General features: G+C 55.8%; 19 protein-coding genes. 11 read left to right on the forward strand and 8 right to left on the reverse strand.

Annotated elements, in window-relative coordinates:
• Positions 1 to 51 precede the first annotated feature (51 nt).
• Both dnaN and dnaA read right to left on the reverse strand, forming a co-directional pair.
• Positions 52 to 1179, reverse strand: coding sequence for a DNA polymerase III subunit beta (dnaN, locus tag IEY43_RS14545; RefSeq protein ID WP_188949296.1), 1128 nt, complete (start codon positions 1177 to 1179; stop codon positions 52 to 54).
• A gap of 468 nt (positions 1180 to 1647) precedes the next feature.
• Positions 1648 to 3084 carry a chromosomal replication initiator protein DnaA gene (gene dnaA / locus IEY43_RS14550; RefSeq protein ID WP_188949297.1) on the reverse strand — a complete coding sequence of 479 codons (1437 nt, stop codon included), beginning with the start codon at positions 3082 to 3084 and terminating at the stop codon, positions 1648 to 1650.
• A 58-nt stretch (positions 3085 to 3142) separates the two neighbouring features.
• Between dnaA and IEY43_RS14555 the strand changes: the two genes are divergently transcribed.
• The 9 genes from IEY43_RS14555 (at position 3143) to IEY43_RS14595 (ending at position 9155) form a co-directional block, all read left to right on the forward strand.
• A complete protein-coding gene (locus IEY43_RS14555; RefSeq protein WP_188949298.1) occupies positions 3143 to 3319 on the forward strand; it encodes a hypothetical protein in 177 nt (58 codons plus the stop codon).
• Between the two features lie 283 nt (positions 3320 to 3602).
• Positions 3603 to 3740 carry a 50S ribosomal protein L34 gene (gene rpmH / locus IEY43_RS14560; protein WP_188949299.1) on the forward strand — a complete coding sequence of 46 codons (138 nt, stop codon included), beginning with the start codon at positions 3603 to 3605 and terminating at the stop codon, positions 3738 to 3740.
• Positions 3741 to 3805: 65 nt separating this feature from the next.
• The gene (gene rnpA / locus IEY43_RS14565; protein ID WP_188949300.1) at positions 3806 to 4156 is read left to right on the forward strand and encodes a ribonuclease P protein component; all 351 of its coding nucleotides are present in this window, start codon (positions 3806 to 3808) and stop codon (positions 4154 to 4156) included.
• A complete protein-coding gene (gene yidD / locus IEY43_RS14570; protein ID WP_188949301.1) occupies positions 4156 to 4533 on the forward strand; it encodes a membrane protein insertion efficiency factor YidD in 378 nt (125 codons plus the stop codon). Before rnpA ends, yidD begins: the two co-directional genes overlap by 1 nt.
• Entirely contained in the window at positions 4533 to 5498 is a 966-nt protein-coding gene (gene yidC, locus IEY43_RS14575; protein ID WP_188949302.1) for a membrane protein insertase YidC, read from the forward strand. The genes yidD and yidC overlap by 1 nt, the downstream gene beginning before the upstream one ends.
• A gap of 2 nt (positions 5499 to 5500) precedes the next feature.
• Positions 5501 to 6028: a Jag family protein gene (locus IEY43_RS14580; protein ID WP_188949303.1), complete on the forward strand. Its 528-nt coding sequence runs from the start codon at positions 5501 to 5503 to the stop codon at positions 6026 to 6028.
• Between the two features lie 45 nt (positions 6029 to 6073).
• Positions 6074 to 6715, forward strand: coding sequence for a 16S rRNA (guanine(527)-N(7))-methyltransferase RsmG (gene rsmG / locus IEY43_RS14585; protein WP_188949304.1), 642 nt, complete (start codon positions 6074 to 6076; stop codon positions 6713 to 6715).
• Between the two features lie 173 nt (positions 6716 to 6888).
• Complete coding sequence (locus tag IEY43_RS14590) at positions 6889 to 7818, forward strand: ParA family protein (protein WP_229777427.1); 930 nt, start codon at positions 6889 to 6891, stop codon at positions 7816 to 7818.
• A 188-nt stretch (positions 7819 to 8006) separates the two neighbouring features.
• A complete protein-coding gene (locus IEY43_RS14595) occupies positions 8007 to 9155 on the forward strand; it encodes a ParB/RepB/Spo0J family partition protein (RefSeq protein ID WP_188949305.1) in 1149 nt (382 codons plus the stop codon).
• Between the two features lie 6730 nt (positions 9156 to 15885).
• On the opposite strand, the gene trxA is transcribed toward IEY43_RS14595, so the two are convergent.
• The 5 genes from trxA to IEY43_RS14620 all read right to left on the reverse strand — a co-directional run bounded on the left by trxA (position 15886) and on the right by IEY43_RS14620 (position 21374).
• Positions 15886 to 16209, reverse strand: coding sequence for a thioredoxin (gene trxA / locus IEY43_RS14600; RefSeq protein WP_047120561.1), 324 nt, complete (start codon positions 16207 to 16209; stop codon positions 15886 to 15888).
• 24 nt (positions 16210 to 16233) lie between these two features.
• A complete protein-coding gene (gene trxB / locus IEY43_RS14605) occupies positions 16234 to 17202 on the reverse strand; it encodes a thioredoxin-disulfide reductase (protein ID WP_188949306.1) in 969 nt (322 codons plus the stop codon).
• A 100-nt stretch (positions 17203 to 17302) separates the two neighbouring features.
• Positions 17303 to 18964, reverse strand: coding sequence for a hypothetical protein (locus IEY43_RS14610; protein ID WP_188949307.1), 1662 nt, complete (start codon positions 18962 to 18964; stop codon positions 17303 to 17305).
• A gap of 129 nt (positions 18965 to 19093) precedes the next feature.
• Positions 19094 to 20791, reverse strand: a complete 1698-nt coding sequence (gene murJ / locus IEY43_RS14615) for a murein biosynthesis integral membrane protein MurJ (protein WP_229777428.1) — start codon at positions 20789 to 20791, stop codon at positions 19094 to 19096.
• 43 nt (positions 20792 to 20834) lie between these two features.
• Positions 20835 to 21374 (reverse strand): NUDIX domain-containing protein, encoded by a 540-nt coding sequence (locus IEY43_RS14620; RefSeq protein ID WP_188949308.1) that lies wholly within the window; start codon positions 21372 to 21374, stop codon positions 20835 to 20837.
• 124 nt (positions 21375 to 21498) lie between these two features.
• Here IEY43_RS14620 and IEY43_RS14625 point away from each other — a divergent pair, with 124 nt between their 5' ends.
• Both IEY43_RS14625 and IEY43_RS18360 read left to right on the forward strand, forming a co-directional pair.
• Positions 21499 to 22947, forward strand: a complete 1449-nt coding sequence (locus IEY43_RS14625) for a CCA tRNA nucleotidyltransferase (RefSeq protein ID WP_188949309.1) — start codon at positions 21499 to 21501, stop codon at positions 22945 to 22947.
• Between the two features lie 585 nt (positions 22948 to 23532).
• Complete coding sequence (locus tag IEY43_RS18360) at positions 23533 to 23655, forward strand: hypothetical protein (protein WP_268240079.1); 123 nt, start codon at positions 23533 to 23535, stop codon at positions 23653 to 23655.
• A 241-nt stretch (positions 23656 to 23896) separates the two neighbouring features.
• Here IEY43_RS18360 and IEY43_RS14630 read toward each other — a convergent pair whose 3' ends face one another.
• Complete coding sequence (locus IEY43_RS14630; RefSeq protein ID WP_188949310.1) at positions 23897 to 24982, reverse strand: inositol-3-phosphate synthase; 1086 nt, start codon at positions 24980 to 24982, stop codon at positions 23897 to 23899.
• Positions 24983 to 25261: the final 279 nt, after the last annotated feature.

Here is a 25261-nt window from a genome sequence, read left to right on the forward strand (position 1 = left end):
ATCCTGACACGAAGAAGCGGTGGGTGGCAGCTGCCACCCACCGAAAAATTGTTAGTTGGAGTTCGGCAGGCGAACTGGCATGACCAGATAGCGGTACTGGTCCTGGTCTTCCTCATCCAGCTTTTCCTGCCCGGTCAACATTGCCGGTTTGGGTGCGCTGGTGAAGGAGAAACGAACGAAATCGGTGTTAAAGGAGTTCAGGCCTTCGGAGAGGAATGTCGGGTTGAATGCCACCACGATGTCTTCGCCGCGCAGGGCTGCAACAATGGCTTCTTCCGCCTGGGCATCCTCGCCGGTACCGGCATCCAAGGTCAGCTGTCCATCCGTGAATGCCATGCGTACCGGGGTATTTCGCTCGGCCACCACCGAGACGCGGCGCACGGCTTCAATCAATTCACTGGTACGAACCGTGGCATGGATTGGGGTGTCGCTGGGGAACAAGGAACGGATCTTCGGGTATTCACCATTGATCAGCAATGAAGTGGTGCGACGGTTCGCACTCTCGAAACCAATCATTTCGCCGTTCTTGCTGATGGCAAGTTTGAGTTCACCCGAGCTCGAGAGGGTCTTGGCCACTTCACTGAGTGTTTTTGCCTTGATCAAGAACGACGTAGAGATTTCTGATTGGTTCGGAGTCCAGTTGAGTTCACGCATGGCCAGCCGGTAACGGTCGGTAGCGAGGAAGGTGATGAGATCGTTTTCGATCTCGACCTTGATACCGGTCAGTACCGGGAGAGTGTCATCTTTCGATGCAGCCACGATGACCTGCGAAACGGATTCTGCGAATGCCTGCCCATCGATGGTGCCAGCAATTTCAGGCAATGCAGGCAGGGTTGGGTATTCATCGACTGGCATCGTTGCGAGATGGAAGCGTGAACGGCCGCAGGCCAAGGAAATCTTTGACCCTTCGGTTTCGAGGGTGACTGTGGAATTTGGCAGCGAGCGGGTGATTTCTGCTAACAGCTTGCCTGAGACCAGGATTGATCCCTGCTCGGAGATGTCCGCAGGAATTTCGATGTGGGACGAAATTTCGTAATCGAATCCCTCGAGGCGAACTATGCCTTCGTGGGTAGTGATCAGAATGCCAGCCAATACAGGCGAAGGTGGTCGCTGCGCCAAGGACCGGGCGGTCCAAGATACGGCGTCTGCCAAAACATCCTTTTCAACGCTGAACTTCACGAAAAATCCGCCTTTCGAAACCCATAAGTCTTAAGCCAGGCCAAGAAGGTAGTTTCCCGCCAAGTTCTTAAGCATAGATCAGGTAGTTGCACGTTCTCTGCAAATAATTTTGCCACGTCCATCCGACGCTGTCTCAGCGAGGGACCCAAAGTGTGGAAGAGACAACAAAAATTCAGGGTTCTGCACAGTTTCGAAGTCCTGGTCAGGGAGTGGACTCGTTATTTGGATGAATAAGTCTTAAAGGTAGAAGTGTTAATAACCCCTGTGGATACTGTGGACAAGTGCCATAACGCCAGACCTGAGGCCGATTGTGCATGTGAACAACATGTGTTTGGAAGTGACACTCAGTTCCATGACCTTGTTGAAACTCAGTTCCATGATTTTTAACGTCCACATGCAAAGACGTACTTATCCGCAGATCATCACCAGATCTTCCACAGATTTATCCACACCTGTGGTTTCGGCTTTTTAGTGCTCCCGCTGGCTCTGTTTAATGCGGTTTGTCAGTTCCGTCACCTGGTTGAAGATCGCGCGTCGCTCGGCCATCAATTCGCGGATTTTGCGGTCTGCGTGGATCACGGTGGTATGGTCGCGTCCGCCAAGTTCCGCGCCGATCTTCGGAAGAGACATCTCAGTCAATTCACGCAGCAGGTACATGGCTATCTGACGTGCAGTGACCAGCGTGCGGGTACGCGATTTGCTGTTCAATTCTTCAATGGTCAACCCGAAGTATTCGGCGGTCTGCTTGATAATGGTCGACGGAGTAATCTCCTGCGCGCCATCGTCGCTAATCAAATCCTTGAGCACGGTTTCAGCTAGCGCCAGGTCCACCTGCTGATTGTTCAGCGAGGCGAAGGCAGTGACACGGATGAGGGCGCCTTCGAGCTCGCGGATATTGGTGGAGATGCGTGAAGCGATGTACTCCATGACATCGCTGGGTGCGGAAAGATTCTCGGCATCGGCTTTCTTGCGCAGAATAGCAATACGCGTTTCTAGCTCCGGCGGCTGAATATCCGTAAGCAGGCCCCATTCGAAACGCGAACGCATACGGTCTTCGAAACCCTGAAGCTGTTTGGGCGGAAGATCCGAAGTGATCACAACCTGCTTGTTGTGGTTGTGCAGCGCGTTGAACGTATGGAAGAACTCTTCCTGAGTGGCATCCTTGTTTGCCAGAAACTGAATATCGTCGATCAACAGAATGTCGACGTTGCGATAGGTCTGCTTGAAGCTGGCGCCTTCGTCATCGCGGATGGAGTTGATGAAGTCGTTAGTGAACTCCTCGGAATTCACATAGCGTACGCGGATGCCTTTGTAGAGGTGGCGAGCGTAGTGGCCGATGGCATGCAGCAAGTGTGTCTTGCCCAAGCCAGAATCACCGTAGATGAACAACGGGTTGTATGCCTTGGCCGGGGCCTCTGCGACGGCAACAGCGGCTGCATGCGCGAAACGGTTCGAGGACCCGATGACGAAAGTATCGAAAATGTACTTCGGGTTCAGGCGCCCGAATTCCTGCGAATTTGATGGGGGAGTGGGTTGCGGTGCTGGCTGCGGGCGCGGACCAGGCGCTTCAGTCACTGCCTGTGGTGCTGCCGGCGCGGCCGGAACCTCAGGTTCTTCGGCTTCCAATTCATCTGACAACGACAGGTCAACACTGACAGCGCAGCGAATGTCGTCCTGGAATACCGCGCGCAACGCATCATCCAGTGGCTCTCGAAGCTGGGTCTGCAGCATGTCGCGGGTCAAATCATTGGGCACAGCCACCAGCAGGGTAGTCCCGATCAATCCCTGTGGCTTGGCGAGAGAAACGAAAGCCCGATGGCGGGCCTTAACGCGGTCGTCGTCCTCGATCTTCCGGACTACTTGGCGCCATGAGCTACCAATGCTATTGGTCTCGTCGCTGCTCACTAAGGGCGCCCCGCTTTCCGTCGAATTAATGCAATCTTGGTCACTTAACACTCCGTAAATGGGTGCCGCCGATGGTGCCAAAGCGGCATCGTCTCCCCTGATTCTATCCGTCATCCACATGGTTATGCACAGCTCGGTGGAAAAACTCGAGGTTTTGGTTGTGGAAAACTATTTTTCCCTTGAAATCAAGCGTTTTCAAGCACGCGATGACATGGAAGCACGGGTCTGGATGTGAACTTTCTTTCGTTAAGTCCACCGATAATCCACAAGTTTGGGGTAGATTATTCACAGGCACTGCCCCGCTGGTTCAAACGGGGAGGTACAGCTGTGCCAATTTGACCTGGCGCGCAGTTTTTTCTATTGTTACTAAGTCCCATGCGTGCGTTTTGCGACCTGCTCAGTTTTAGAAGAGCCCGCGGAGCCTCGCGTTTTTCAAAAATAAATGTGCGTCACCAATGTTGTTATCCAGCTAGCTAGCAACGGGTAGGGCGTATCACTAATCGTCTTGGAGTATCACCGTGAGCAAGCGGACTTTTCAGCCAAACAACCGTCGCCGTGCCAAGAAGCATGGTTTCCGCCTTCGTATGCGTACCCGTGCGGGTCGTGCCATTCTGTCGGCACGCCGTGGCAAGGGCCGCAGCGAGCTGTCCGCATAAATTTGCGACACAGCTCTTGGCAGCATAGTTTTCCTGGACTCGACTAAGAGTCACGAGGAAATCCCATGTTGCCAAAGAATCAGCGACTGCGCCTAGCGCAGGACCTTACAGCCACTGTACGTTCCGGCGTCCGAAGCGGACGCCGGAACGTCGTGCTATATGCACGACCCCGGACTGATGAAGAATCGGGGGATAGATTTGGATTCATTGTGTCCAAGGCTGTAGGTATTGCCGTTAAAAGGAACCTTGCCAAGCGGAGAATGCGCGAAATCGCCCATGAGCTTCGGCGTGCAGATGGAAATCTGGACATCGTCGTACGTGCGCTTCCAGGAGCTGCAGAAATTTCCTGGGATGAAATTCATTCGCAGGTTTCCTCGGCCTTCGCCTCTGCGGTTAGAAAAGCCGAGGCACGCTGATGCGCAAGGATTCAGCACCCCGTACAGGTGTTGTGTGGTTCGTTATTGACCTGCCACGCAATATCCTCATCGGCCTGCTCAAGATTTACCGAAAAATCATTTCGCCGTTGTACGGCGATGTATGCAGATATTTCCCCAGCTGTTCTGCCTATGGGCTCGAAGCAGTTACCCAGCATGGCGTCGTTAAAGGGGCCGGGCTAACTGCATGGCGCATCCTTCGATGCAATCCGTGGTCCCACGGTGGTGTCGACCACGTTCCCGAGGGACCGAGGATTTGGCCAGAAGGTAAACTGCCGAGGATCATAGTTCTGAATCATCCTGTGATTCCCGACGATGAAGACGCCGCGGATAGCGGCCGCAAGGAGCGCGACCTCTGATGAACAACTTCCTAGACACGATATTGACTCCGTTTACGTATGCGGTGTCTTGGGTTCTGTGGGCTTTCCACGAACTGTTCACGATCATTGGCATGAATCCGGACTCGGGCGTCACCTGGACCCTGTCCATCATCTTCCTCGTGCTGCTGATCCGAACCCTGCTGATCCCGGTCTTCGTCAAGCAGATCAAGTCTCAGCGTGCCATGCAGGCACTGCAGCCGGATCTTAAGAAGCTGCAGGCGAAGTACAAGGGCAAGACTGACCAGATGTCGCGTCAGGCCATGGTGCAAGAACAGCAAGCGCTATTCAAGAAGCACAAGACGAACCCGCTGTCTTCTTGCCTCCCGCTGTTGATCCAGATGCCGTTCTTCTTCGCGCTGTTCCGCGTATTGAATAACGCTTCGCATGCAAGCGAGACCAATCAGTCCGTCGGTGCGCTGTCGGTCGAGAACATCCGCAGCTTCGACTCGGCATCTATCTTCGGTGCCCCATTGTCCGAGACTTTCCTGGGCACCTTCAACTCCGGCAACACCAACTGGGCTGTTGTTGTTGTCGCCGTGATCATGATCCTTGCCATGATCGCTTCGCAGTTCTTCACCCAGCGGCAGCTGATGACCAAGAACATGAGTGCGGAAGCCCTGCAGGGCCCGTTCATGCAGCAGCAGAAGATGATGCTGTATATCCTGCCTCTGGTCTTCGGCATCGGTGGCATCAACTTCCCAATCGGTGTGCTGATTTACTGGACCGCCACCAACCTGTGGACCCTCGGCCAGCAGTACTGGGTTATCCACAACAACCCAACCCCGGGTTCTGAAGCAGAGCGTGAGCTCAACGCCCGCCGTGCTGCCAAGGGCCTGCCGCCAGTTGGCCAGAAGAAGACCGCAGAAGCAGAGCAGCCTGTCATTGAGCAGGCCAAGGGCCAGCGAGAGCAGCCACAGCGTAAGAACCGCCGGAAGAAGAAATAGCCATGACTGCAGCCGAAAATTTTGAAGTGCCCGATCTGGAAAACCAGGTCGATTCCGAGCAGGAAGTTCTGGACGAGGGCGACGTAGCCGCCGACTATCTTGAAGAACTTCTGGATATCGCGGATCTCGATGGCGACATCGACATCGAAATCCGCGGCGGTCGCACCTACATCTCCATCGTGACCGATGAAGCAGGGACGGACCTGAGCGGCCTTGTAGGTAAGGACGGCGAGGTCTTGGATGCGCTCCAAGAGCTCACCCGCCTAGCAGTTCTGAATGCCACCGGAGAGCGATCGCGACTGGTTCTGGACATTGCAGGTTACCGTTCGGATCGTGCTGATCAGCTGCGCACAATCGCGGATGAAGCTATCCAAAAAGCCCGGGAGACCGGCGAAGAAGTCCATCTTGAACCAATGAGCGCATATGAGCGCAAGTTGGTGCACGACGTGATCGCCGACGCTGGACTGCATTCCGAATCCGAGGGTGAGTCGGGCCGCCGGCACATCGTTGTGTCAACGCTGGACAATTAAGCCGCGCTGGCCACTAGCGTACGTGAACAAGCAAAGGACCATGCAATGACTGAGGATCTCAGCCTTACCGCAGAAGAGGCACTCGCCGCCGAAAAGATCTTCGGCGACCGCCTCGATCTTGCCAAGCGATATGTAGAGCACCTGGCCACCTCCGGCATCGAGCGCGGCCTGCTTGGCCCGCGGGAAGTACCCCGTCTGTGGTCCCGTCACGTGTTGAACTGTGCGGTCATCGAGTCAGTTATGGAGAAGGACGCCGAGGTGGCCGATGTGGGCTCAGGTGCTGGCCTGCCAGGGCTTTGCCTGGCCATCGCCCGCCCGGACCTGAATCTGACGCTCATCGAGCCTCTGGAACGCCGCTGCATCTGGCTCTCCGAGGTCATCGATGACCTCGGACTGACCAACGCCACCGTAATGCGGGGGCGCGCTGAACAGATGGTCGATGTCGTCAACGCCCGTTACGTGACCGCACGCGCTGTATCAGCGCTGACTAATCTTGCTGGGCTGACGATTCCGCTGCTCCACGGTTCAGGGGAGCTCATCGCCATTAAGGGGCGTTCCGCTGCTGAGGAAATCGACAAGGCATCGAAGGCTATCCGCAAGCTGGGTGGCAAGGAGACCGAGGTACTCGTGATCGGGGAAGGTCTGCTCAGCGAACCCACTACGGTGGTTCGTATCAAGGTTGGCTAGTCCAACAAGTTAGGCTTAAAACAGCTTTAGGTGCGCCAGACGCGTTTTGTTGAATTAATTTCACTGAAAAGCGGATTGCAATCTTAAGGACTTGTTTTGAATGTTTCACGTGAAACATTGTCGATGACAGTCGGAAACTGCGACTGCATCTTTTCAAGAGGAGGAGTTTCACCTTGTCTAAGACCAAGGATTCGTCGAGCAGTGTTTTTGACTTTAATGACTCTTCCTCGCCGCTAGCCAGCCAGCTGGCGAGTGAACATCGTCGACGCGAAGCTTTGGAGGCCCGTAAGGTGCCCAAGCCTGACAAGACCCGTTATTTCACTATCTCAAACCAAAAAGGTGGCGTAGGTAAGACAACTACGACCGTCAACCTGGCTGCTGCTTTAGCGAAGGGTGGCTTGAATGTCCTGGTGATCGATATTGATCCGCAGGGCAACGCTTCGACCGCTTTAGGAATTGAGCATCACGCCGAGGTCGAAAGCATCTACGACGTTCTCATCAACGACGTACCGCTGGCCGACGTTGTAGCCACCTGCCCTGATTTGCCTTCGCTTCAGGTAGCGCCTGCGACTATCCACCTGGCTGGCGCCGAAATTGAATTAGTGTCCCTTGTAGCCCGAGAGCAGCGTCTTCAGCGCGCACTGGACGATTATGCCCGTACCCGGCAGCGCTTGGGGCAGCCACGTTTGGACTACGTGTTCATCGACTGTCCACCGAGCCTAGGGCTGCTGACAGTTAACGCGTTCGTTGCAGCACGCGAGGTATTGATCCCGATTCAGTGCGAGTACTACGCTTTGGAAGGCCTGAGTCAGCTACTGAAGAACATCGAGATGATTCAGAAGCATCTGAACTCTCGCCTCACAGTCTCCACTATCTTGCTGACCATGTACGACGGGCGAACGAACTTGGCGGCCCAAGTGGCCAACGAAGTTCGTGAGCATTTCCCCGAACAGGTTCTCAAGGCAGTGATTCCTCGTTCTGTCCGTATTTCTGAGGCACCAAGTTATCAACAGACCGTTATTACATACGATCCGAATTCTACTGGTGCGCTTTCATACTCGGAGGCTGCACAGGAAATCGCTGATCGAGGGGCCAAAAAGTAACACGAAGCATTTCAGAAACTAAAAGCAGGAAAACTCCTGCTTTTAGTTGTTTAAGACAGGAGTATTGGGTCGATTTTCCGGAAGTGACGGAAACACTCACCTTTCATGTACTACGCGTCCCAACTCTTAACGCAGGTAACAGTAGACTAGTCGTGGGCTGAGATTCGGGATGAAAGGGCGTGCATTAAATGGCTGAGAAGAAACGTGGCTTGGGTAGGGGGCTGGGTGCGCTGATCTCCAGCTCGCCGGCAGCGACTGTTCCAGAAGAACATGTAGATGTTTCACGTGAAACGAGCGCGACAGAAACGACTGCTCCACCGTCTAAAACTAAGCCTGCACGACCCGTAGATATGTTCTTCGAACCGGGAAGGAAATCTTCTTCATCGGGAACTGGGAGTACATCGTCGCGTTCCACTAAGAAGCCTCGGGCAACGATGCCGGGGCTCACCTCCACGGTAGCTTCAACTAAGCCGAAGCCTGCGGAACCCAGTATCCAGCCTGAAACCGATGGGCTCGTCGATGTTCCTGGCGCACAGTTTGCCGAGATCGACGTCAAGCAGATCCACCCGAATCGCAAACAGCCGCGTAGCAATTTCGATCAGGAACACATGGATGAACTCATCCACTCGATCCGCGAAATTGGTCTCCTGCAGCCAATCGTGGTGCGTCCGTCACGAGAAAACAACGAGGCACCATATGAGCTGGTCATGGGCGAACGCCGTTGGCGGGCAACCCAGGAAGCCGGCCTTTCGACAATTCCAGCGATCATTCGGGACACGCAAGACACTGATCTCTTGCGTGACGCTCTTTTGGAGAACCTGCATCGTTCGCAGCTTAACCCTTTGGAAGAAGCTGCGGCATACTCGCAGTTGTTGGAAGAGTTCAATTGCACTCAGGAAGTGCTCTCTGAACGTATCGGGCGCTCTCGATCGCAAATCTCGAATACGATCCGCCTCATGAAGTTGCCGGCACTGGTGCAGCGTCGTGTTGCCGCCGGAGTGCTTTCTGCAGGTCATGCACGCGCGCTTCTTGGGCTTTCCAATAATGAGGCGATTGAGCAGCTCGCCCAGCGTATTATCAACGAAGGCCTGTCCGTGCGCGCCACGGAAGAAGCAGTCGCTTTGAGCGATGACAAGCCGAAACCGAAGGGTCGAAAGGTACGCGAGACGCAACGGAACGAGCGGCTCGACTTTATCGCAACTTCGCTTGCCGACAGACTCGATACCAACGTCAAGATCCAGCTTGGCAGCCGCAAGGGCAAAGTCAGCATTGAATTCGCCTCTGTCGAAGATCTGAATCGAATCATGGAAGTTCTCGATCCGAATATGAAAGCTTAGTAGGCCAGTCTAATCAGGGTGTATGTTTCACGTGAAACATACACCCTGATTGCCTTAATAGCGTTTTGAATGAACCGTGTTTCACGTGAAACAACTATCCTGCTGTCGAAGGAACTGCTTCGACGCGGCGAGGCCATGGATCATTGGTTTGAAAATTCTACTTCGACACCCTGATCGAAAAAGAACTTAAAGACGCAACGCAGACTAGTGAGTACGCCTTTCCAAGTCATCTGAGATATCCACTTCCTGCCTTCGGGGGAGCGACCACGAAGGATGGAAAGCGAGCATGGCATTTGCTGCAGCGACCAAGGCAACTGGTACAAGCAGGGCTCCGAACTTAGCAGTCACAATTCTCTAAATGGTCACCAGTCTGCCGGGACAATAGTGCAGATTCAAAGGCTGACGTAACGTGCGCAATCCGCTACTAACTGTTTCCGCGGTCGTTGGTTAGTGCGAGCGTGATTGCATTACTTGCTGTATTGCTGGAGAGCAATCCGGCTAATAGGCCCGCACTCCACGACTCGGATGATCCGACGTTCATGATCTTGAGATCGGCTTACTGCATTGGAGAAAACTGCCATCACGGCTGCGAAAACTTTTAGAAGCTGCCAGCTGCAAACAGCACGACCTTGGGGATGGACGTGCCTATCGAGCCGAACCTGGTTGACTAAACCTGACCGAATCAGCTCGGACTACCGAAGGGGGAAACGGAGACGTTCATCGTCGCTAGTGCGGGTCTTATTCCTTGGGCGCTTTGACGCATGAACCAGGCTGGAAAGCTGCCATCTGGTCAGAAGCAGATGCTGTCGGTCGAGCAGGACGCACCCTCGAACATCAGTCTGCGGCACCGAAACAGAGGAGCGCGCTGTAGCTGGCAACAAACTCTGCTGATCGACAGTAAATTTCTCGGATGAAGAGTTAACCGTAAGTGGAACACCGGCCCGCACGAAAGATGTAGACATCGGATAAGGCAGGGGAGAGTAGCTACGGTTGGTGAGTCGACTGACCTGCGCGATACACCGGACAATTAAAGTACCGCCGGCCATGCATGTAGTTGCTCTGTCGAATCTTCCATGCATGGCACTACTACCTTTAAGTGAAGCTCGGATGATTTTGTATCATAATCTGCCCCGAGGGCCGCTGGAACCGCACACAGCGCCACTACGATCCCCAAAGCCTCCAACCCATGTCTGAGGGCGTCCAGGACCCCCAGAGGCCTCCTGAGCCGCACAGCAAGGTGTTGCCGTCCTTATGCATCGCCCAGGGAGTTGCTGCTTAGCTGGAAGGCGATACGGCATCCTCTGATTCCATCAACGTTTGGGTAACGCTGACGCTTTTCCCGCTCACCACCAAAATGATCGAGAACTGACTTCGGAGCTTCTTCGGGCCCTGCTTTGGGCTGCTCAGTTTCATGCGCAATTTGGCGTAAGCCCGCCACGGATGAAGACCGAACTGGTGTCAACCCAGGAGGAAATTACAGCGGCAAAATAACAGGGGCAATTACTAGTTGAGTAGAGTTCTCTGGATTCTTCCCAAGATGATGCACTTCCACAGTGAACTATGAAGCCAAGATCAAAGCAGTAAAGATGGACTCATCCTCTCGGCAATGAGTACCTCTTCAAATATTTCGCTGGCTAGACACTGCTGAATATTTGACTCATTGAGAGCCACTAAATTTGTCGTTCAGAGCCACTAGCGGAGAACAGTATTATTGCCCGTGAGTGCCACCCAGCATTGCCTTTCAGATCCGCTTTCTGTGGCTGTTTTCTCTCCGTAGGTGTCAGTGTCCCTAACACGGCCTGCGTCGGAGACGCGGGGTACCACTTCGTCCGTGTGATTTGCAGTCAAGGTGATAAGGGCCTTACATCTGCAGCACTATTGGTCTCCCAAGGCCTGAGCGCCGGTCTACGCTCGACTGGGCAGTTTTAGTGGCCTTCAGCGAGCATTCTTCCTGCCCGTTGTTAGGACGAAACCATTCCCCTGAACAAGGTCAGGTAGGCCACAGTGAGCAAACGTATCATTGTAGCGTGCGGCGCGAGACAAGTGGCCTACGCGCTTCCGTAGCACGAGTACCGTTTCATTCGTCCGGTGCAATGTCTGCCAATTCGCTAGGCAACGTGCCAATCAAGCAGGTGGATCTGAACAAGAATATATGGGTGGCTCCGAACCGTAATAACGGGTGGCTCTGATCGGGAATAATGGTGGCTCTCAAAGCTTCGAATATTCAGTCTCCTTCACATTGGAAAAGATTTGGAGGGGAGATGCTGACAGCAGGGGAGTAGCCTGGCACCATCAATCCAACGCATTCTGAACCTCTCACATTTACCCGACGGGGTAGCTTCTGCCCGTATCAAGCATCTCCAACTGTTCAGCGCAGGACATCGCTCGGCCACGCCAGCGAGATTCTTTCCTGCGCACGGTGGAAGTAGCATCCTTGCATAATGAAGCAATTTTTTGAGCAGTCAACTCTTGCAGTGAACATCTGCAGGTATTGCTGAAGGAAGGTAACTCAACAATGCTCATCTGGGCTACTAGGGGTGGATTACGACCCGAAGATTCCAGAGATGTTCGAATACACAGAACCAAGAGCTCAGGTAGATAGTCTTGCGAAATTCAATGATTTCCTTTTGGCGGTCTGATGAGTTTGGCCTATCAGGTGGGGCTCGGCACACCATATGCCGCATTCCCGCTGGCAACTCTACGGCTTCGCGAATCCTCCGTTAGAAGATTGCCTCCGCCCCGAAAATGGAATTGATGTTTTCGGCAGTGGTTCTTAAGAATCGAAAATGAGTTTCAACTTCCATTGATCTGAAGGGATGAGCGCATATCGGTTGCCAGCCCGATGAGGGATGCCCCCTCACCTTAGGAAATCGATTCTTTGAATGCTGTTGGTAACCGAAGCGAACTATGGAAATGAGATGGTCGGTCTTCTTCGGGCAGTCTTTCATCTCGTTCAAGACTGGCCACGCAAAAAGATGTACGAATTTCGCGAGATACTGGCCAGGGAGTTTTCTGCCGTGTTCAGCTAACTGAGTCACAGAAGAAGTGCTGGTGCCTTGGTTGGGTTGTGTCTGTGAATCGGACACAGCGATTGCTGCTATCGGGCCACTAGAAGTTCGCCTCTCTCACTGCTGCCCGCCTAGCTTCCAAAATGTGAAGAGAAAGTTCGCTGATAAGTGATTCCGGGTGCGGCTGTATCTACCGCCGCTATTGTTGGACCGACATTTCCTGCTAAATTCGCATGCCTCGATAATTTACATGCGCATACCGGTTCAGGGACAAAATTATGAAGACTGCTCCGTTGTGTAGTTCCCGTTGCCTACGCGCGTTTCCTTTTCAGTTTGGTAACTTCTGATGGGAGAAAGATCCCAAGGAATCTTTATGATGGGCAAAGGGGAACTGATTTAGAAATGAGCTACTGTGGCCACGCGAGTGCTGTGCTGAGTTGGACTAGAAGCAGATGGAGTCGTAGCCAGGACAAACTACATCAGATCTACCCGAGGTGGATATTTGAACTTCAACGTAGCCTGTCCGTGCTCATTTGTTTGACTCTTAATATTCATTGTCGCGCTCAGAAGCTCGTGGAGAGTGATCTGCGGCGTCTGAGCGCTTCGTAGCGCCTTCCCCTAGCAAGTGGAGCCTGAAACATCGCAGAGGAGCACTTAGGCGGGCTGAGAGGGCTGCTTTGGTATTCGACCTGCATCGGGCTCTCCGCCGGTATGACCAGCGGGTAATTTCTGGAAGCAATTCGATCGGGAATCACGTTTTGGAACAGCCGGAGATGGGAAGAATTCTGGTTCAAGGAGATGACGCTAACTATGATCGACACGGTCGGCTTAGGTTGCGCGCAGGAGAGAATCTCCGTGGAAAGAAGGCTTCGACAGCGAACCGACTTGCTCGCAGCTGGTCGTAGGAATGGCTTTTCTGCGCGGACACCAACGACCGGAAGTAGGCTGACGCCTGCAATGCGGGGGATCTGGCGGCCAACATACGGCTGACTCCGAGACTTCCTCACAGTTGCGGTGGTGCCGGCAGCTGCATCCCGCGGGAAATCAGGCCAAGAAGCCTAGTTCCTTGCCGGCTGCTAGGTAGCTTTCTGGGCGGAACGATGGGAGGCCCATGAGGCGATATCTTGGAATGGTGGCGGGAGGTTCCGGCACCCGTGACTCATTTTGCGACTGCGCCGCGATCCACGATATTCCCAGCGCAGCACGTGAAGCCCGCGAGCTTCCCAAGGTGTGGTTGTACATGCAGTCCGCCTCGACAGCCTTCCGCCAGGGCTTGGGGGAGTGGTTGCTTGGGGGAGTGGTTGACCTTCACCATGGCGCTCCGAGGTGCCGATCCGCGGTGCGCGGCACTGGCCTACTGGTTCAGGACGGAGACTCTATGCTGCCATTTGGATCAGGGCATGTTTCACGTGAAACAACACGGCGAGGTGCCAGCGGCCGGCTAGTCTTCCGCGAGGAGTTTCACGTGAAACATCATCATTCCCGCAGCCCCGGTCTGGCCCGAAACATGTTTCACGTGAAACAGATCCGTTGAAGCAATCGTGACTGAGCGTGCACAGCATGCGCCAATAAGGTATCGACGTCAATCGTGTTTCACGTGAAACAATGCAGGGGGAATGGCCCGTTAGCAAGAGAAGCTAAGGGTCCGGTCAACATAGGCAGATACATAGGTCCACTCCTATGAACACTTGAAATGCGCGAATGATGCGAGATATGAGTGCCAATCAAGGTAGCAGTCGCCATAAGGACACAGGTGTAAATGTCGTCAAATTTGCGAATCACCGAACGCAGGACAGCTTGGAACTAATCCATAGAAGCTTATCGCCACACACACTTGGCATCATGATGGAATGAATGGTTGCCGTAAGTATGAATGCGATGCCAACGGTTGGAAGTGCCATTCAACAGCAAACATCGAATTGCGGCAACGAACAGATTCACCTATCCCGACAGCGTTGTCGAAGCCGCGAGCGTGCCAACGTGCATGAGGGGAACTCAATGAGGATTTCGATGGTTCACTGCGACGACCTTGTCCTGCACAGGAGATGGGAACTCATATTTGGATAGATTGCTTGAGGAGAATTTCGGTCCAGACGGCTGTGCGGGCCATGTTGTGCCTAGAGCTGCAGCGGTGCCAGCGACAGTTTCCTAGAAACCTCAAAAGGATACGGACCAAGAACGGGAGTGCCTACGTCTTGTTGTAGAAGGCGGCGAATGATTAGCAGATCTTAATACCAGGGTGACAACGAGTTCTTCGGTGGCAGTTTTCATGCTTGCATAGACCGTACGCAGAAGGCGTATGCATTCTGCACGCGTCACGGGGTCAAAAGTGAGTATTCGCTAAACTCGACGAGTGTATTGAATATTAAGATGTTTGTGAACCACCAATACTGCCGTTCAGAGCCACCTGCCCACTTTATGCACTCGTAAAAGACTCGGCGGACATTGCACCGACTCGACTCAACGATATCCGCGCTCCGGAAGCTCAAACGCTTATTGGGCCGCACGGATCCCCATGTGTGCACATTGACTCGCAGCTGCCGACTTGGCCATTTTTATTGGAGATTGGTTTCTGCCCAACGACAGGCAGGAAAATACCCATCACTGATGGTCGATAGAATTGTGCCGGCGCGCGAAGACCACTCCTAAGGTCTCGGAAGATTTCTGCGGCAGCAGATGCAAGGACTCTCATCGCTTTCGCTGTAAATCACACGGAAGCAGTGGCAGTCGGAATCTCCTGCGCAGTCAGTGCTTGGGGGAACGGTGGTCGGGAGTCTAAACAGCGGCGCGTGGTGGCTCTGAAAGAGAACATCTGGTGCCCCTCACCGACAATAATGTTGTTCTCCGCTACTGGCCATGAACGGCAATATTGATGGCTCTCGACGATTCGAATATTCACGCATCGGGGAATCTTTGGGCCGACGATTTGCAGTGCTGCCGATTATATGAACTTGGCGTTGAGCCATCGGGCGCCGATACAATGACGCTGAGGACTGCAGGCTTGGTCGCGTCTTGAGTGACCAAGTTTCGGTAGCCTTTGCTCAAGGCATACAAGTTCCGGACCCAGAATGGTTTCGTTTTGATGGCCTAAGAAATTCCGCTCTCTTTCAATTGTGTTCCAGTTATGTGGGGTGGTGCGGGCAAGCCCTAGGACGCAAAGGTTCTATCGGATTGAGTGAAATCGTTTACTGGTGTAATGGCTAACTTTGCAGGTACGGGTCTTTTCCGCGTGGAATGGCGGCAGGGAGGTCCCGATATCGACTGTTCAGATATCCGGACGGAGTGTTCGCTCGACGGTGACGGGAGTTGGTAGCTCGTAGGGGCCAGGGCTTTCCGAACCAATACAATCAGCATCCTGCCAGTTCGAGATCAGAATAATGCGATTCACCAAGATTCGGCTGCCTGCGGATTGGAGCCGCGGATCAGAATCTCCTATACGACTGGAGGACGAGGTTCTGGCGACTTTGGTGAAAGCCTGCATCAACTGCTTACAGTTATGCACAGCTGGCACGGACGACAACGAGAGATAAAGGATCACCTCTTGTAGTTCAGTGAAAAACAAGCGTATGAATATGTTTAACTGGAATGATGCGCGTAACGTCTCTAAGGTAGAACGCCTCGCTCACTCGAACAATGGTAAGGGCAGTTGTGATCCCTTTTAGACAAAAAAGTGGTGCGGCGGGAACAATTCCCGCCGCACCACTCAAAATGCCGGCTACTGGCTACAGGTAGGCTGCAAATTCTTTCTCGATGACAGCCTTGGGCTTGGCACCCAGGGAAGAAGCTACGTGCTCGCCGTTCTGGAACACGAACATGGCTGGGATGGAGGTAATCCCGTACTTGGCGGACAGGGCCTGGTTCTCGTCGATGTTCAGCTTCACGACGGTGACCTTTTCAGCGTGCTCTTCAGCGATCTGGTCCAGGATAGGGCCGAGCTGGCGGCATGGACCGCACCATTCTGCCCAGAAGTCTACGATGACCGGCTTGTCGGATTCCAGAACCTCTGCCTGGAACGTTGCTTCGGTAACTGCTTTAGCGTTGCTCATGAGATGCAACCCCTTTCTGAGGAATTAGTTTGCGGCTTCTGCCGGGGTCTTGACGTTGGCCAGGAAGTGCTCGACGTCCTGCGCCGCTGCGCAGCCGGAGCCGGCAGCAGTGATGGCCTGACGGTAGGTGGAATCGATGACGTCGCCCGCGGCGAACACGCCTGGCAGCGAAGTCTTGGAGCTGCGTCCGTCGACGGCGATGGTGCCTTCTGCAGTCAGCTCAAGCTGGTCCTTGACCAAATCCACGCGAGGGTCGTTACCGATGGCCACGAAGACACCGGTAACGTCCAAAGTGGACACTTCTCCGGTGTTACGGTTCTTGACGACTAGTCCGTTGACCTTGTCCGCACCGGTGATGCCGACAACCTCGGAGTCCCAGACGAACTCGATCTTCTCGTGCGCCAGGGCACGGTCAGCCATGATCTTGGAAGCACGCAGCTCGCTGCGGCGGTGCACGACGATGACCTTGGAAGCGAACTTGGTCAGGAACAGTGCTTCTTCCATGGCCGAGTCGCCACCGCCGATCACGGCGATGGTCTGTTCGCGGAAGAAGAAACCGTCGCAGGTAGCGCACCAGGAAACGCCGTGTCCGGACAAGCGCTTCTCATCGGCCAATCCCAGCTCGCGGTATGCGGAGCCGGTGGAAACAATGATGGAACGGGCACGGTACACAGTGCCGTCGGCCAGCGAGAGGGTCTTGATCTCGCCTTCTAGATTCATTTCGGTGACATCGTCGAAGAGGATCTCGGCACCAAAGCGCTCTGCCTGCTGCTGCATGTTGTCCATCAGGTCCGGGCCCATGATGCCCTGAGGGAAGCCCGGGAAGTTCTCCACGTCCGTGGTATTCATCAGCTCGCCACCTGCGGTTACGGAACCTGCAATCACCAAGGGATTCAAGTTTGCTCGCGCGGTGTAGATCGCAGCGGTGTAACCGGCAGGGCCGGAACCCACGATGATTACGTCGCGGATTTCATCGTTCTGTACTGAAGTCACGGGGGTAGAACCCTTTCGTTCTTATAATGCGAGGTGGATAGCGAGGGCTAACCTCACTATCCACCTCAACGCATTGCTTTGGTAAAAAATTCCGCGCGTGTTACTTGGCGGAGAATTCGCCGATCTGCAGACCGTATGGACGATCAGGATTGGCACCCGAGGCCCGGCGAGGCAGATCGGTGACATTCAGGAAGATGTACTGGCCTTCCATGAAGTCCTTGTCCCCATCCTTGACCGGGACGGTGACCGATGGGCCGGAGAAGGAACCCTTGGCCACGGACGTGGCGCTGCCCAGATCATCCGAACTGCCCACGAGAATTTCGTAGGCGCCACCGGTGGCGTTCAGGCCATCCAGCGAGATCTCGGAAACAGCCGACTTCTCTTCAAGCTCGAGGATGAAAACCATGTTCGAGGCGAATCCGCCGAAGTTGCCTGTGGTGTAGGAGAAGGACTTGTAGCTGCTCGAGGCATTCCCGTCAGTCATCTTCGACAAAGTATCGTCGGTTGCCGAATTCAATTCCTGATTGCCCGGAACCAGTCGGGAGACGTCGGCGACAGCCGGAGCCGGCAGTGACGGGGTCTCGGATTCCTCCGGGGTATTGGACTCACCCGGGGTGGTTGGAGCTTCGTTGACGGTCGGGGCCCCGTTGTCATCCGCCTGGTTGTCCTTGTCGCCGCCCAGGAAGTTGAAGGCAAAGACCACGCCGATGACCAGAACGATCACTAGTACGGCACCGACCAGCAGGCGGGTGCCGCGCGAGGTGCTCTCCTCCTCGTCAACCTGTTCGACGGCCTGGTTCTGCACCGGAGCGTTCTTGGCCGCTGCCGGGAAAGTCGAGGCCTTGGGTGCAGCTGCGCTGGCCGCACCCGCTGCAACGCCGGCAGCCGCCGCTGCGGCCTTCTTCTTGGCGTCGCTCGAGGCAGCGGCAGACTTGGGCTGCTGCTTCTGCTGCTGGGGCCTGGATTCTTCCGGTTTGGCCTTGGGAGCCTGGCCCTTGGACTGTGCCGCGGCGGCCAGGGCAGCGGTTGCGGTGACGTTGGGCTCGACCTTGTCGTCCAGCCGCGTGACCTTCGGCTTGGGAGCCTCGGGCTGCGCAGGAGCCACCGGGGTAGCGGCGGTCGGAGTCACCTGGACATTCGGAGCGGTCTGGTCGTCGACATCGGCCGGAGCCGCATATTGCTGGCCGTCGTCTTCCTGGTAGCCGGAATCGTCGTAGACGTCCTCGGCAGACTGCTGCTGGTTTTTCTTGCCGAAGCGGTTTTTGAAGCCGGCGAAGCCGTTGGACAGCGCGGTGCCGACCTTGCCCTGCTGTTCGGACGCGTCCTCGTAGCGAAGGTTCTCGTAGTACTCGTCATCGTCCGCGTAGGTCTCCGGGACGGACTGGCGCGATTCGCCGAAGATCTCGGTGCCCAGGGTGTCGGTGAAGAACGGCTCCACGTACGGCGCCTCGTCGGTTTCCAGCACCAGATCAAGCATGTCCGACGAACGGGCCACGTTGGCGACCAGATAGGTCTGATTTGAATCGGTGATGCCCAAGTCAAGAACCTGGACATTGGACGTACGCTCGCCCATGGCGATTTCACGGGCGCTGGTGGCCAGCTGGGATGAATTGTGAACCGAAGCCACCATGATGCTGACCGCGCGGTTGAGCACCTGATCGATGCCGCTTAGGACCAGATCGCCTTCTGCGGATGACAAAACGGTCTCGGTGACCTGGTAACGGCCGCTGAGAACGGAGCCGACATCGATTGGCTGCGACACGTGCATCTCCAAGGGGTTGGTTTGCGGTTCGATGGCAGTGAGGCACCGCCATCTGCCATGTTACCTGCCGATGTCGGCGGATTGGTGGCTATTTGGGCAGAATCACCTTGGTTCTTCGCGGCGCCGCTGCTAGCGCTTAAGTCCCGGGATTCGGCGCAGCAGGGGGCCCAGGAACCCGTCCAGTTCCGGAACCTTGGTCTTGTAGAGCAAACCGATGAAGACCACGGCCATCACGCCACCCACGACGATCACGGTGATGATGGCGGTGATCAGCGAATCGTAGGCGAATCCGAAGTTGAAACCGCCCATGAACCACAGCACCAAGCAGCCCACCAATGCGGAAATGGTTGCCATCCAGCCGATGCGCACGTAGGTGTCGATCACCCGGGTGATGCCGTAGTCCCCGTACCTGTGCTTGACCAAATAGTGTGTGCCGATGGCGCCGAGCACGTTGGTCAGGCCGTAGATGAAGGCGATGGCCGCGGCGATGTGCAGCGGGTCGACCACTGCGGCCGCGGTGAAGGCGAGCACCAGACCCAGGGCGGCGGTGGCAGTCTGGATCAACATGGGGGTGCGGGTGTCCTCATCGGCGAAGAACACGCGCAGCATGAAGAACTGCAGGGACTTGAACGGAAGGCCCAGCGCAGTGAGCACCAGCAACTGGCCCAGCGCTCCGGCGGCCTGGGCGGCGTATTCGGAGTTGCCGGCGAAGAGACGCCCCAGCGGACCAGCGAGCACGATGAAAACCAGCGTGCAGAAGATGATGGGTATGGCTGTCGAGCGCATTCCCTGGCTGAGCAGCCCACCCACGTCATGCCGGCGGTTCTCGTGGAAGGCCCGAGTGAAGTCGTTGAACAGCACGGTGGCGACGGTCAGCGCGAACAGCGAATGCGGCAGCACGGTGATCAACTGAGAGGTGTTCAGCGCGTATTCGCCGGCCACGGAGGCCGCCTGCTCCGCAGGCAGCTCGGTTCGGGCGGCCGTCGCAGCGGAGACGATCTTCGAGTACAGCAGCGAGGAGACGTTGCCGATGACCATGGCTGCCAGAGTCCAGATGGCCAGCTTGCCCACGTGGCGCAGGCCCATGCCACGCCAGGAAAAATCGAGTTTGAGCTGTAGGCCGGTCTTCTTCAACGGCCACAGCAGCACTACCGATTGCATCATGATTCCCAGTGTTGCGCCGCCGGCCAGCCAGATGGTTTTGCCGGTGGTCCAGGTATCCATCGGGTCCCCGGAGGAATAGGCGCCGAAAGTGATGATGAATGCGCCGATGACCAGCAGCTGGATGATGTTGTTGACCGCCGGGGCCCACATAAATGCGGCGAACCTGCCGTTGGCGTTGAGCACCTGGCCGAGCACGGCATACAGGCCGTAGAAGAAGACTTGGGGCAGCGACCAGTAGGCGAAGGCCGTGCCCAGCACAATCATCGGTTCGGTCCAGTTGTGGGTCAGCGCCACGATCAGGGGCCTGGCGAACAGCGTGAGGACCAGTGCCATCGCGCCCATGACGACCATGGTGAGGGTGATCAGTTTGGAGGTGTAGGCGGCGCCCCGGTCCGCGGCCTTGGATGCCTTGATCAGCTGCGGGATCAGCACCACGTTGAAGATGCCGCCGGCCAGCAGCATGAAGATGATCGTCGGGATGACGTTCGCCTTCTCGAAGATGTCCGCCACCGATGTCACCGATCCGATGGCCAAGGCCAGCAGGGCAGTGCGCACGAAGCCCAGGATTCTGGACACCAAGGTGCCGGAGGCCATCAGGGCATAGACCTTTGACCTGGAGCCGCCGGAGGCAGCCGGGGTTTTGGCCACTGGTTCGGGAACCATTTCCAACGCTCCTGTTACCGGTTGGTCGGAGCCCTGAAACGAATTAGGAACCTGAGACATACTTCGTTAGAACCTCGCGTGCCAGTTCTGCGATCCGGCGCTCATTAGGGAAGGACAGGCGTTTGCCCAGGGCATCGAGCGGCACCCAGGCAACATCCACGGCTTCGTGATCTGGATCGTTTTCGATGGTCAGATGCCCGCCGGTGGCTTCCAATAGGAAATGGTGTACGGTCTTGTGCACCCGGTAGTTAGTCACGGTGAACCAGTAGTCAACCGAACCCAAGGGTGCGAGGATCTTGCCGGCGATGCCGGTTTCCTCCTCGATTTCGCGGATGGCCGCTTCCTCGTTGGTTTCTTCGCCCTCCGGGTGCCCCTTGGGAAGGCACCATTCCAGGCGCCCGCCGCGGTTATACCGAGCGATGATCGCCACCGGAAAATCCGGTTTTTCGAAGTCGATGACGATGCCTCCGGAGGAGACTTCCTCGACGGTCGGCAGACTCGTATGACCGCCAGTTGCCTGCGCGCGGGCCATTGACGCAGTCAACGGCGTGCGCTTTGGGGCAGACGGGATCGGTCGGTTCATGGATCCACTCTATCTAGAAAGTGCCCTCCTTCGCCTTATCGACGTGGGCAAGTAAGTGATCTCGCTGGCAATGTCACTGATTTTTGAAGCAAACTTGCGGGATTTCTGGCACGCTTAAGGAACTATGCATGTACTCCCCACTCATGACGCACTGCGTCAAATCCTGCCCTCGGTCATTTTTGAGCTCGCCGACCGATTCGTCCGGGCAGGTCATGAGCTATCCCTGGTGGGCGGTCCGGTCCGCGACCTGTACCTCGGCCGGGTTTCACCCGATCTCGACTTCACCACCAGTGCACGGCCCGAGGATACCCTGAAAATTATTGCCGGCTGGGCAGACAATACGTGGGATGTGGGTCGGGAGTTCGGCACCATTGCCTTCAAAAAGGGCACATACACGCTCGAAGTCACGACCTACCGAGCTGATGCCTATGACAAGGATTCACGCAAGCCGGTAGTGGCCTTCGGCGACAACTTGCATGATGATCTTTTCCGCCGCGACTTCACCATGAATGCCATGGCCTTGCGTCTGCCCGAGCTAGAGCTGGTCGACCCGTTCGACGGTGTCTCGTCGCTGACCGACCAACAGATCAGGACTCCCGGTTCGCCGGATATCTCCTTCTCGGACGATCCGCTGCGCATGATGCGAGCGGCACGTTTCGCTTCGCAACTGAAGATCGAAGTGAGCCCGGAAGTGCGCCAGGCCATGAGTGAAATGACCGACCGCATCGAAATCATCTCCGCAGAGCGCGTGCGTGATGAATTGGTCAAGCTGATCAACGGAGCGGATCCCCGTGCTGGCATCGACCTGCTGGTGGATACCGGTCTTGCCGATCGCGTCCTGCCCGAGGTGTCCGCCCTGCGTCTGGAAATCGACGAACACCACCGCCACAAGGACGTGTACCAGCATTCTCTGACGGTGCTAGAACAGGCCATGGAACTGGAAACGGACGCGGAGGGAGCCGTTCCGGGCCCGGATTTTGTTCTGCGTTTCGCTGCGCTCATGCACGATGCGGGGAAGCCGGCAACCCGGAAGTTCGAGCCTAGCGGCGCGGTGTCCTTCCGCCATCACGACATGGTTGGTTCCAAACTGGTCAAGGCGCGCATGCGCGCCCTGCGCTTCGACAAGGACACCACAAAGGCCGTGGCCCGCTTGGTCGAACTGCACATGCGCTTCTACGGCTACGGCGATGCCGGGTGGACCGACTCGGCGGTGCGCCGCTATGTCACGGATGCCGGCAGCTTGCTGGAGCGGCTGCATCGCCTGACTCGTTCGGATGTCACTACGCGCAATCGTAGGAAGGCAGAGCGGCTCGCTTTCGCCTATGACGATCTCGAGGCACGCATTGCAGCCATTGCGGAGCAGGAGGAGCTTGATTCGATCCGCCCGGACTTGGACGGCGAACAGATCATGGCCATCCTCGGAATTCGCCCGGGCCCCGTCGTGGGGCGGGCCTATAAATTCATGCTTAATTTGCGTCTTGATGAAGGCGTGCTTGGTGAGGAAACTGCCGGTGAGCGGCTCCGTCAATGGTGGGCACTGCAACCGGAGGCGCAAGCGGGAGTTACTGAATAGTAGCGTCTGACTAGTTCAGCAGCGAAGAGCCGGATTCCCCGCAGGGAATCCGGCTCTTCGCATGCGCGGCTGAAATTTTCTTAAATAAAATGTTGAAATAGCTAGCGTGCGTCTCGTCGTGCATGTATGCTGAATATTGTGATTGGGAAGTCTCAATGAGAATTTCGAATCGAAAAGTTATCCGAACACAGTCTCGCGTTGCACGCGATTGACTCAGAGCAGATTTTAGGAGGTGGGACACGATGAATATGAATCAGACTTATGTGATCGATCGCCCGGTGCGATTCGGCAAAGGCATTTCTGCGCCCAACGGCCATCGCTTCGTCTCCCCAACCTCCGGAACAGCGGACTCCTAACATCATCTAGGTATCCAGACAAAGTTCCTGAGGTTGAAAGTCAGTAATCGACTCCCACCTTAGGAACTTTTTTCATGTCTGCTCCACTTTTCGCCACGGCAGCCCAACGTGCAGTTCGGACCTCGGAACTAATCTTCGCTGGACCGGAAAGCCTGAAGGCTCGTGCAATCTCTACTACCCGTCAAGATCTTCCTGCCCCTTTGATGCTGCGCGAAGGGAGGGAAAGCAAATGACCAAACGCCAGGACAAGCGCAAGATCAACTACCTTGACAGCGCCGAATTCAGCCGCAACATGCGCCAGCGTGAGTTGAAGAACCACGTGCCGCCAGAAATGTACTTCCGCATTCGATAGATGCTGATAACGCCATTACCGTTATCAGCACCATTGAACCTAGGAGTACATCATGAACTCGCCGATCAATTCTCAGAGGCCCGCCGGCCTGCAAGCCGGCGGGCTTCCCGCATTAAGTGCCAAATGCGGCCGCCAATCGGAAATAGACCAGCCATGGTTTTGATTCGGGGGTTGCGGGCAACAAAAAAGCAGCCGGTGCTGGAATCAATGATCCCGGCACCGGCTGCTGATTCAATGAGGCTTAGCGCTCGATGTCGCCCCGGATGAAGGCTTCGACCTTCTGGCGGGCGCTTTCATCGTCGTACTGCTCTGGTGGCGACTTCATGAAGTAGCTGGATGCCGACAGGATTGGTCCACCGATACCACGGTCCAGTGCGATCTTGGCGGCGCGCACAGCGTCGATGATCACGCCGGCGGAGTTCGGGGAATCCCAGACCTCGAGCTTGTATTCCAGGTTGACCGGGGCGTCGCCGAAGTTGCGGCCCTCAAGGCGCACGAACGCCCACTTGCGGTCGTCAAGCCAAGCAACGTAGTCCGACGGGCCGATGTGCACGTCGTCCTCGCCCAGTTCGGCCGAGGTGTTGGAGGTGACGGCCTGGGTCTTGGAAATCTTCTTGGATTCCAAGCGGTCGCGCTCGAGCATGTTCTTGAAGTCCATGTTGCCGCCGACGTTCAGCTGGTAAGTGCGATCGAGCACCACGCCGCGGTCTTCAAAGAGCTTCGCCATCACGCGGTGGGTGATGGTGGCGCCAATCTGGGACTTGATGTCATCGCCAACAATCGGGACGCCTGCATCAGTGAACTTCTGGGCCCACTCAGGGGTGCCTGCGATGAAGACGGGCAGGGCATTGACGAAGGCGACGCCGGCGTCAATGGCGCACTGGGCATAGAACTTTGCGGCCTTTTCGGAACCAACCGGCAGATAGCAAACCAGTACGTCGACCTTGTCGTCCTTCAGCGACTGGACGATGTCGACCGGCTCGGCCGCCGACTCTTCGATGGTCTCGCGGTAGTACTTGCCCAGGCCATCCATTGTGTGGCCACGCTGAACGGTCACGCCCGTGGTCGGGACGTCAGCAATCTTGATGGTGTTGTTCTCGCTGGCGAGGATTGCCTCGGACAGATCGAGGCCAACCTTCTTGGCGTCAACGTCGAAGGCGCTGACGAACTGCACGTCGCCGACGTGGTACTCGCCGAACTGCACATGCATTAAACCGGGAACGGTGGAATTTGCATCGGCATTCCGGTAGTACTCGACACCTTGGATAAGTGAAGTGGCGCAGTTGCCTACGCCAACGATGGCAACGCGAATCGGGTTCGCCGACACATGAACTCCTTATTGAAATGTATAAACCTCCGGGCAACTGGGCGCGCAGAAGACGCGGCACAGAGATATGCCCCTATTGATCTTAAGTCCTTAGGGCCCTGAAACATTCCCGGAATTGCCGGTAATCACAGTAGGTCAACGAATCGTGCCCTGAACGCGGGTCAGATCAGATCAATGTTGTAGTTGCCCATGACGGCGTTTCGAAGGTACTTTGTACAGGGCTATAAATAAGTTTAATAATGACACTGCCGAGGAATTCAAGGTCAAATCAATGTCAGT

Origin of the sequence: Glutamicibacter protophormiae (genome assembly GCF_014647495.1) — a bacterium.
In the GTDB taxonomy this organism is placed as follows: domain Bacteria; phylum Actinomycetota; class Actinomycetes; order Actinomycetales; family Micrococcaceae; genus Glutamicibacter; species Glutamicibacter protophormiae.